Raw genomic sequence first — 9,207 nt, 5'->3', positions numbered from 1 at the left:
TGGTATAATCCGCTCCGGCGCCACTCCGCGCTCGACTACGAGTCACCCGCTGGTTACGAGAAGAAGCACCGCGCTGCCGCTTGAGGGCGAAAGCGCGGAAACGCTCCACGAAACCGGGGCAACTTCACTTGAGGAGCCCCCTGTACGCGGGCTTCGTTCCCTACGGGGCCGAGACGCACCCAGGCGAGCACCCGGCCATTGTGGACAGGAGCACCTACCATCAGGTGCAGGACATGCTGGAGGGCCGAGGCCCCGGCCTCCAGTACCACGGGCGCAACCCCGACTACGTGCTGCGGGGACTCTTGCGGTGTGGCCTGTGCGGCGAGGCGATGACGCCCGGCTCAACGCGTAAGGGCACGCGCGAGTACCGCTACTACCGCTGCGTCACCCGGGACAAAAGGGGGAAGGAGGGGTGCCGGGCCTCTCCCATTCCGGCAGCCGCCTTGGAGGACTTCGTCGTCGCTCGGCTGCGGGAAGTCTCGGTAGGTAAGGGCTTTGCGGCGCAGGTACACGCCCGCCTCACGGCACGGCTGGAGGAGAAGCACAAAGCCCTGCTCGCCGAGCGCGCGCAGCTCCCGAAGGACCTGTCCAAGCGCGCTGGGGAGTCCGCGAAGTGGGTGGACTCCCTCTCGAAACTGGAGGGCCCAGCCCGGCGCCTCGTCGAGGAGAAGCTGACGGCCGCGGAAGAGGAAGCCGCCGGCATGAAGAAGCGGCTGGCGGAGGTGGAGCGCGCCCTGGATGCCATGGAAGGGGAGAAGCTGGAGGCGGCGTGGGTGGTCCAGGCCCTGGCGGACTTCGACGCGGTGTGGGACGCCCTCACGGCCCCCAATCGGGGTCGCCTGCTGCAGGCTCTCGTTGGCCGGGTCGTGGTGGATGAGGACACGGATCGCGTGGATGTGCACCTGGTCCTGGCCGGTGAAACCGCGATGCCCGGGAGCAAGGAGGTGGCGGCGTGAGCGCGAGTCCCGAGTCTCGGCCGACGGAGGTTGGCCTCATCAGCGCGCAGTTCCACCGCGTGCGTCGGGCGAAGGTGGGCTTCCGAGAGGGGGCGCGCCCCTCGCCGCGAGAGGTGGTTCGCCGACCAGCGCACGTCGCGCGAATGCTGGCCCTGGCGCACCATGTGGAAGCAATCATTGTGCGAGGGGTAGTGGCGAGCGCAGCGGACGTCGCCTGCCAGTTGGGCTTCACCCGGGCGCGCGTGACGCACCTGCTGGACTTGCAGTTGCTGGCGCCGGACATCCAGGAGGAGGTGTTGTTCCTCGAGGCCGTGGATGGTGAGGAGCCCCTCAGCGAGCGAGGCCTGCGGGCCATTGCTCACGCGGGGACGTGGGAAGCGCAGCGCGTGCGTTGGCGCGAAGTGAAGGCTTCATTCTGAGACAGGCGTCCGAATACGCGGACTCCTTGGTGTAGCGTGAGTGCAAGAGGCTGACTGTTGTCGTGTTGAAGAATAGGCGGGTCATCCAGCCCGCGAGGAAAGAGAGCGAGAGCACATGCAGAACGACATGCGGAGTACCATTCAGGCTGCGGTTGCAGAGGAGGTGGGGAAGGCGATGGGGCGGCAGCTGGAGCTGCTCGTGAAGATCGCTCAGTTCCTGGGCATTGAGCCTGGCCCGACTCCTGCGGCGTCCGCGCCGAAGCGCGCCCCAATTTCGCCTCCTGCGCCGAAGCGCACGCCCTCGGTGCCGGTGCGGAAGTGGGTGAAGCCGCAGGCCGCGTCGAAGCCGGCGCGGACCGAGCCCTCGCCCCAGAAGAGCCGCGGGCGCGCGCGTGCGGCGGGGCGCACCGCGACGGACACCACCACCAGCCCCAGCCCCGAGGCTTCCGCTTCATTCGCGGCGGGGCAGGAGGTGCGTTACAAGCAGGGGCGGGGCACTTTCTCGGCAAAGGTGAAGGCTGTCGACGAGAAGGCGAAGACGGTGACGGTGGCGCGCGTCTCCGACGGCAAAGAGGTGGTGCGCCCCTTCGACAAGGTGACGCCCGTCTGAGCGCGGGCCGCAGCTCAAGGGCGCGAGCGACTTCTCCTCCCGCATGCACCGCTGCGTAGAGGCGCTTTGAGCCCATCGTTACGGCTCGTCGGCCAGTTCGTTGAGTGGCACCTGGGCGATGGCACGGTGGTGGGGCGTGACTCCAGCGGCGAGCACCTCCCGCATTCCCTTGCGGGAGCCGTCGAAGTCCCCGCCCCCTTGTTCTGATACATGCGGCGCGTCCATGAGCCCGTGGAGCCTTCTCGGAAGCGCGAGACTCCTCGCGCAAGAGGCCCAGCACGCTCGCCTTCATGGTGAATGTCTCCTCGCTTTCGTTTCGTGCCTTCAGCGTCTCCATGAGGGCCAATCGCTCTCGTTCGACGGGGACGATGGGCCAATGAGCAAATCGGGGCCAGTCAACGAGTGCACTCGCAAGTCACGGCTCCTCAGAGAGGCCAAGGCTGGGGCCTCTCGTACCCGGCAGGGGAGGTAGCGCGCTGGTGAAGCGGAATCGGGGTGCTGCTGTCCCGGCGTAGGAGTCAGAGGCTTCATAGATGCGAAAGGTCATGTTACTTCGCAGGTGAAGTCCATTTGACCAATATGCGCTTGCGTGGGTAGCTCGGCTGCAGAGGGGCGGATCCATGGAGCCACGCCCCCTTCCTTGAGGAGGAGTCACAGCCATGACGAAGCATCCGGACGAGGTGACGACGGAAGAGGGGACGCCCCGCGTGCCAACCCTCCCGGCACGTGCTGACGTGAACTTCCTCTTCGAGGTGGGAGGCGTGCGCTATGAGGTGGTGCGCGAGTTGGAGGTGCGGCCGAATCGCGAAAGGCTTCTACGGGCCCAGCGGCGTGCGGCGGACGGCACGCTGTCGGGCCCCTGTCTCATTCGTCAACTCGCCAGCCCTGCCTCGTATATGGCTCGCAAGCGACTCGCGGAAGAGGTCGAGCTGGCCTTCTGCCTCGACCACCCCAACATCGCCCAAGTCTTCCACGTAGAGGTGGACGAGGTGGAGGATGTCCCCTACGTCATCATGCAGTACGTGGACGGCCCCTCACTGGAGACGCTGGTGTGCGCGGCGGTGGTGCGGGGGCAGCCCCTCTCGGAGGGCTTTGGCCTGTTCGTGGGGACGGAGGTGGCGGATGCGCTGCATTACGCGCACACGCTGACCTCGGGGAAGGGTGTGCCCCTGGGCATCGTCCACCGGGATGTGAGCCCCCGGCACATTGCCCTGGGACGCCATGGGGAGGTGAAGGTGCTGGACTTCGGCTCCGCGTACTCACTGCTGGTGGGGCGGGAGGAGTCGCCAGCGAGCCTGCTGAGAGGCGACGTGGCATACGCCAGCCCGGAGTACCTGCGGAAGGCGGGGCTGACGCCACGCTCCGACGTCTTCAGCCTGGGCGTGCTGCTGGTGGAGGTCATGACGGGCAACCACCTCTTCGAGGTGCACGACGTCCCGCCCGTACCGGCGAAGGAGAGCCAGCAGCGGACGGAGTCTCCCCCCACGCTGCCGTTGCAGCAGATGCAAGCCCTCATGGAGACCTTCGGCCCGGACGTCGTCGAGAAGGCGGCGGCCGCCCTCTCGGACGACGTCCGGGCCGTGCTGCACAAGGCCCTGCGCCTCGACCCCGAGGAGCGCTTCGCGACGGCGGGGGACATGCGCGATGCCCTGCGCGGCGTGGCCCTGTCGCGGCCCACGGGGCCCTACGGGCGCGCGGAAGCCGCCAGAGAGGCAGCCCTTGTCGTGTCCGCGGGAGGGCAGATGCGCGACAAGGTGGAGTTCGGCGAGGGGGGCCTCTACCCGGAGGGGTTGGACGCGCACGAGTTGGTGGCCCTGAAGAAGGAGTAGGCCGTCGACGGTCTGCTTTCGCTTGGCTCGAAATGGCCGGCACCTCGCCACGAGGTGGAGCTCCTTCTGGCGAGGAAGAAGCGTCTGGAGGAGTGGCTCGCCGAGGTGAATGAAGCGCTTCGGGAGTGTGGCGCGGCGTACCCGGGCCCCTCGGCCTGCCGGCGAGGGCGTCCGTCGGCGCCGAGGACTGCCCGGCCTGCTCGCGCTCGGGACGCCAACGCGTCGGCCGTATGCAACCTGGCGTTGGAGAGGAGGGCGCGCGAGCCGTTCGGCGGCGCCTCTCCCCAGGGAGCTGCCTCAGCGAGCCAACTCGGTGGCGACGTGGACGAGGGCGTCCAACTTCCCTGCGTCGAGCTTCCGCGCGACGAAGATGAGCCGGCGCAAGGCGGCGTCGTCCTCCGGCTGAGCCCGAGCCTCGCTGTCGGTGGACTCGGTGAGGCCCAGCAGGTCCTCCGGGGAAACCATCAATGCGATGCACATGCGGTACAGCGTCGAGACGCTGGGCATCATGTGCCCGCGCTCCACGCGACTGTAGACGGCGGCGGCCAGCCCCACGCGCTCCGCGACTTGAACCTGCGTCAGGCTCATCTGCTCCCGGGCGAGGCGGGCGACGGAGCCGATTTGGGTTGCGAGTTCTTCATTCATAAGGTGCAGATGAGTATACCTGAGTTGCTACGTGTCTTGGCCGCGACGCTCCCTCATCGAACGCCAGAAAGAAGTTGAACGAGGGCGAGCGCCTGGCGCGTGTCCAACCGGTGCACGTGCCGTCGCAGGGCATCCTTGGTGGTGGCGGCGATATCTGGCGACAGGAGGGTGGGGTAGCCCAGCAACTCGTTGGGCGTGGCTCCGAGGGCGGCGCACAGCCGGTACAGCGTCGCGACGCTGGGGAGCATGAGTCCTCTTTCAAGCCGGCTGTAGGCGTTGCGGGAGATGGCGACGACTTTGGCCACCTCCGCCTGCTTCAGGCCTGCACGAAGGCGGGCCGCGCGCAGGGTCTCTCCGATGATGGCGGGCAAGGGTCGGAGGGAAGCCTTCGGAGGGACGGCGGCGTGGACGTCAGGAGGAAGATGCATTCCGTGAAAACAATACCTTTAATGCAAATGGACTTCACCTGTTGGGTATTGCTGAGTACCTCTCCCGCGGCCGGTACTCACGTGTGGGAGAAGAGTCACGCGATTTCCCTGGGCTTCTGGTAGCGTGGGGCCGGCGCCGGGGAGGGAGTGGCATGCGCGTGGCGGTAGTCCTGCTGTCCGACAGAGCCTCCTGGAGGACGTCGCCATGAGGGATGACGGCCCCCCGGCCGTGCTGTCCCCCGGGGACGTGGTGAAGGGCTACACGGTGGTGAGGCAACTGGACCGTGGTGGCTTCGGCACCGTGTACCTCGCGACGAATGACGGGCAGCCCTGCGCGCTGAAGCTAGTGGAGCGGCAGCGCGTTGAGGGGCGGGTGGAGAAAGAAGTCTCCATTCTCTTGCGCTTGACGCACCCCAACGTGGTGGGGCTTCGCGGCTTCTCCTACTGGCAGGCCGGGGAGCGCGACTTCGCCCTCATCGCCATGGAGTACGTGGAGGGGCGGAAGCTCGGGGTGTGGGTGAAGGAGGAGAACCCCTCGGCCCGGCAGGTGGCGAAGGTGACGCTCGACGTGGCGAGGGCGCTGGCCGCCTCGCACGGGGCGGGGGTGGTGCACCGGGACGTGAAGGACGCCAACGTCATGGTGCGCGCCGCGGACGGGCTGGCGGTGCTGGTAGACTACGGGATTGGGGATTACACGGGTGCCCCTGGCGTCACCCAGTCCATGCTACCGCCAGGGACGATGGAGTACCGGCCCCCCGAGGCCTGGCGCTTCATGAGGAAGCACCTGGGCCAGGCGGGCGCCCGCTACGTGTCGGCTCCATCGGACGACATATGGGCCCTGGGCATTGTCCTCTACCGCCTCCTCACAGCGAGGTGGCCCTTCGATGCGTCGACGGACGCGGACTACGTCGAGGGCGTCATGGGCAAGGTGCCCGTGCCTCCCCACCTCGCCAACCGCTTCGTCCCGGAGCAACTGGGCCTGTTGTGCATGCGGCTGCTGGAGAAGGAGTCTGCTGCGCGCCCCAGTGCGGCAGTTGTTTGCGAGGCGCTGGAGGAGGTGTTGGCCAGGGCGGAAGGGGAGGTGTGGGACGTCCCCTTATGCGACACGTATGGCCCGCACTCGGCCACTACCGAGAACGAGGGCGGAGGCGAGGCGAAGCACCTCGCACGCAACAAGCTCGCCCGGTGGGTGAAGGTCCCCTTGCGCCAGATGCGCCGTGGCAAGGCGCCTGGGCCGGAGCTGCTGGAGGCCCGCGGTGAAAGCCCGCCCGCGGAGTTGCTTCCCCAGGGAAGGCCGATGGCTGCTGCCTCGCCGCCTGTCGAAGCGGAGCTGCTGGGCTCGGAGCTGGAGGAGGGGCTGGGCGCCGCGGAGGTTGCGGCGGAATCCGCGCCGGCGTCCCCCTTCGTAGAGGTGGGGCGGCGCTCGTTCCTCTCGCGACTCAGGATGGGGCGCGTGCTGGGCATGGGGCTGCTGGCCGTCGCCCTGGCAGCAGGGGCGCTTCTCTCGCAGCGGACGCCTCTGCCCCCAGGGGCTCAAGCTCCCTCCACCCCCGGCCAAGAAGTAGCGACATATACAAAGAAACCTCAAGCTGCCCGAGCCGCAGCTCCCACCGGGCCGGAGGCAACACCTGCGGCCGTCGCTCCCCCCGCGACGCTTCCCGAGGTGACTGCCACCGTGACGACGACGAAGAGTGACTCCCCGACCTCCCCGCCGGTGCCTGCCAGGAAGGCCACGAGGAGCGTCAACAGTGCCCTGGCGACGACGGCCCTCTGCGGCGCGCTGGCCGCCTGCTCGGGCCCCCAGGTGCGCCCTGCTCCGGACCCTGAACCGTGCCCGGCAGGTTCTGTGGAGGGCATGAGGAAGCTGGGCATGAAGATTGGAGACGCCGCGGGTGCGAGCTTCGTCCGAGGGGAAGAAAAATACGTAACGGTGAGGGACGGCACTGCACAGATCATCCTGGGCTCGGACAAGGCCACTCTATCGGGGCGACTCATTATCGCCGACCGCGTCTATGTCCGACTGACTCGGGCGCGATTTCGCGGAGAGAGCTTCCCCGTATGCCTGGAGGTGCTGGATTCGTCTCGCAACCGCGGGCTGGAGATAGAGGGCGGCGGTGGGGATACCGGTAAGGCGCGCGTGTACTCTGCCGTTTGGGCCAAGGCAGTGAGTGAGTTTGAATGACCTGCCGCCGTTTGGCAGACGCTCATGAGCCGCCAGGGGCGTCGCTGCTGGCGTGGTCCAGGAGAAATGTCGAGTGCATCATTCAGTGCCGGCCGTTCTGCTTTTCCTCCTTCTCGCAGGTGAGGGGATAGCTCTGGCACAGTCGCCCCCGGCTACAGCGGGGTTGAGCATTCGCCGAATCGAGCTGGTCTCGGATGATGCTCAGCCAGCGGCTGAAGTCGCGGTGAGCCCAGGGCTCTCGACGGTGTTAATCTTCGATTCAGAGGTGAGTCGAGAAGGGCTGACTCTCGAGGGACGCGAGCGCTTCGCGGTGGTGGACGCTGGGCTCACCACCTTGCGCCTGGTCCCTTCAGAGAAAATATCGGCGGGAGAACGGCTCAAACTGACGGTGCGTTTCCTGGATGGATCGGCCCCAGCGAGTGCGACGTTTGTCCTGGTCGCGCACCCTGCACGGTCAGAAGCGCTCATCGAGGTCTATCGGCGCAAGAGGAGCGTCGAGACGTACCAGGAGGAAGTCCGCCAGGCGCGCATTGAGGCTATGCAATGCCGAGAGGAGAATGAGCGCCTGCGTGCGGAGCGAGGTGCTCCTGATGGGCTGACGGGACTCATCTCGACGGAAGTCCTCAGCGGGCGAGGCGTTGATTTCCGCGACGTGACCAAGGGGGTAACCCAGGGTCCGGCAGGGGCAGCAAGCAAACACAATGTCTATGCCTATCGTGCGGCCCGCAGGGTGGTTGTTGAGGTTACCCTCAAATATGTTGGCGACGCACAGCCCTGGACCGCAGTGGGGGCGACGCTCCGGAGCAAGACCAACGAGGAGCTGAAGGTGCTCCAAGTGTGGCAGTCCGGCCCTGTTGCCCCGGGATCGGATACCCAGCGCGTGGTGGTAGAGGCTGAGGCCGCATCCGAGTCCCCTCTGGGGAGCTTCACGCTCAAGCTCTGGGATGCGGATGGGCGTCGCACCGTCACCCTCGGCAACGTCACTTTCCCATAAGCCGGAGTGTGCGCGAGTGAATGCGCGACTCACTGATGGCTGCGGGCGCCTTGATGGCGACGCTCCTACACCATCTTCAATCACTGCACCTCGACGTTGGTGTTGGTCACGCGAGCTGCGCAGGGACCTCCTGCACCATGTAAGGCACTCGCTGGCAGTCGTCGTGCGCGAGTAGCGGTCTGCGCTTCGTCGTGCAGCATGCCTGACGGACGCTGTGGAGTGTCGCCACGGTCATTCCTATTCGCGCGGCTGGCGCCGTAGCGTGGCGTGGCACGTCTGTCTATCCCCCGGCGGGCCGGGTCTTATGTGACTTTTTCAGTGCAATGCCCCACCCGGTCCTCCGCCTTGTCGGACTGAACAGGGAACCTCTGTGCTGAGCGCCCCTGCTGGGGCCTGCCACGGAGGGGTCGATGGGCATGCGTTGGAGTTGGGCCGTCGTCTTGCTGCTGCTGTTGCCCGGGGCCGGAGGGGCGCAGGAGGCCATCACTCCAGAAGACTTCGACGCCACCGTGCGAAGGCTGGAGGAGGCCATCTCCGCCAAGTCTCCCGGCGAGGAGGAAGAGGGAGAGGCTCAGCCCGAGGAGGAGGCCTCTGCGTCCGCGACGGCCGACTCAACACCGCCGTGGACAAACCTGCTGCGCATGGACGCGTCAACGTTGACGTTGCTGCCCCGGAGGGGCGAGGGCACCGCGGAAGGCTTCGTACAGGTGGAGCCCATGGTGGCTTTGGGGAAGGGGGAGTCGGTGCGCCTCATTCTCGGTGCGCCGGTGCGGCTGCGGCTGTGGGGCGGAGGATCGGGCACGGGCCTCGTGAGGAAGGAGGATTGGGACACGCTGTCCGACTGGGGGCAGGTGGTTCGCCTCTTCATGGTGGGAGGGGATACGCCCAACTCGGTGTGGCTGGGGATGATGGAGGGCTACTCCCTGCTGTCCGGACACCTGGTGCGGCGCTACGGCAACCGCGTCAACCCCGACTACCACCCGGCCGGCGTCATCGCGACGGGGACATTGGGGCCGGTGTACGCGGAGGCCTTCGCCTCGGACGTCTTGAGCGCGCGCCTGGCGGGGGCGGAGGTGGCCCTGGACGTGCAACACGTCCTCTTCGGCCGGCCTCCTGTCCCGGGGCGGTACACGCTGGCGCTGTC

Annotated in this window: 9 protein-coding genes and 1 pseudogene; 7 read left to right on the top strand and 3 right to left on the bottom strand. The window is 67.2% G+C overall.

The window, feature by feature from the left end; all coding sequences use genetic code 11:
- Window positions 1-128 precede the first annotated feature (128 nt).
- The 3 genes from D7Y13_RS32905 to D7Y13_RS32895 all read left to right on the top strand — a co-directional run bounded on the left by D7Y13_RS32905 (window position 129) and on the right by D7Y13_RS32895 (window position 1,985).
- Window positions 129-956 (top strand): recombinase zinc beta ribbon domain-containing protein, encoded by an 828-nt coding sequence (locus tag D7Y13_RS32905; protein WP_233595953.1) that lies wholly within the window; start codon window positions 129-131, stop codon window positions 954-956.
- A 191-nt stretch (window positions 957-1,147) separates the two neighbouring features.
- The gene (locus D7Y13_RS48330; RefSeq protein ID WP_233595952.1) at window positions 1,148-1,375 is read left to right on the top strand and encodes a hypothetical protein; all 228 of its coding nucleotides are present in this window, start codon (window positions 1,148-1,150) and stop codon (window positions 1,373-1,375) included.
- A 115-nt stretch (window positions 1,376-1,490) separates the two neighbouring features.
- Window positions 1,491-1,985: a PspA gene (locus D7Y13_RS32895; protein WP_120585737.1), complete on the top strand. Its 495-nt coding sequence runs from the start codon at window positions 1,491-1,493 to the stop codon at window positions 1,983-1,985.
- A gap of 78 nt (window positions 1,986-2,063) precedes the next feature.
- On the opposite strand, the gene D7Y13_RS49570 is transcribed toward D7Y13_RS32895, so the two are convergent.
- Window positions 2,064-2,210 carry a DUF2379 family protein gene (locus D7Y13_RS49570; protein WP_120585736.1) on the bottom strand — a complete coding sequence of 49 codons (147 nt, stop codon included), beginning with the start codon at window positions 2,208-2,210 and terminating at the stop codon, window positions 2,064-2,066.
- A gap of 434 nt (window positions 2,211-2,644) precedes the next feature.
- Between D7Y13_RS49570 and D7Y13_RS32885 the strand changes: the two genes are divergently transcribed.
- On the top strand, window positions 2,645-3,814 hold the full coding sequence (locus D7Y13_RS32885; RefSeq protein WP_120585735.1) for a serine/threonine-protein kinase: 1,170 nt from the start codon (window positions 2,645-2,647) through the stop codon (window positions 3,812-3,814).
- A gap of 297 nt (window positions 3,815-4,111) precedes the next feature.
- On the opposite strand, the gene D7Y13_RS32880 is transcribed toward D7Y13_RS32885, so the two are convergent.
- On the bottom strand, window positions 4,112-4,459 hold the full coding sequence (locus tag D7Y13_RS32880) for a helix-turn-helix domain-containing protein (protein WP_120585734.1): 348 nt from the start codon (window positions 4,457-4,459) through the stop codon (window positions 4,112-4,114).
- A 53-nt stretch (window positions 4,460-4,512) separates the two neighbouring features.
- Window positions 4,513-4,830: a helix-turn-helix transcriptional regulator gene (locus D7Y13_RS32875; protein WP_233595951.1), complete on the bottom strand. Its 318-nt coding sequence runs from the start codon at window positions 4,828-4,830 to the stop codon at window positions 4,513-4,515.
- 262 nt (window positions 4,831-5,092) lie between these two features.
- On the opposite strand from D7Y13_RS32875, the gene D7Y13_RS32870 reads away from it, so the two are divergent.
- The 3 genes and pseudogenes from D7Y13_RS32870 to D7Y13_RS32860 all read left to right on the top strand — a co-directional run.
- Window positions 5,093-7,069, top strand: a complete 1,977-nt coding sequence (locus D7Y13_RS32870) for a serine/threonine protein kinase (RefSeq protein WP_120585732.1) — start codon at window positions 5,093-5,095, stop codon at window positions 7,067-7,069.
- Between the two features lie 73 nt (window positions 7,070-7,142).
- Window positions 7,143-8,063, top strand: coding sequence for a DUF2381 family protein (locus D7Y13_RS32865; RefSeq protein WP_120585731.1), 921 nt, complete (start codon window positions 7,143-7,145; stop codon window positions 8,061-8,063).
- Between the two features lie 410 nt (window positions 8,064-8,473).
- A pseudogene (locus tag D7Y13_RS32860) lies at window positions 8,474-9,207 on the top strand (hypothetical protein); the annotation flags it as partial.

This window comes from Corallococcus praedator, assembly GCF_003612125.1.
Classification (GTDB): Bacteria; Myxococcota; Myxococcia; order Myxococcales; family Myxococcaceae; genus Corallococcus; species Corallococcus praedator.
The sequence above is the reverse complement of the archived record's forward strand: the minus strand, read 5'-3'. Positions and strand labels throughout refer to the sequence as shown.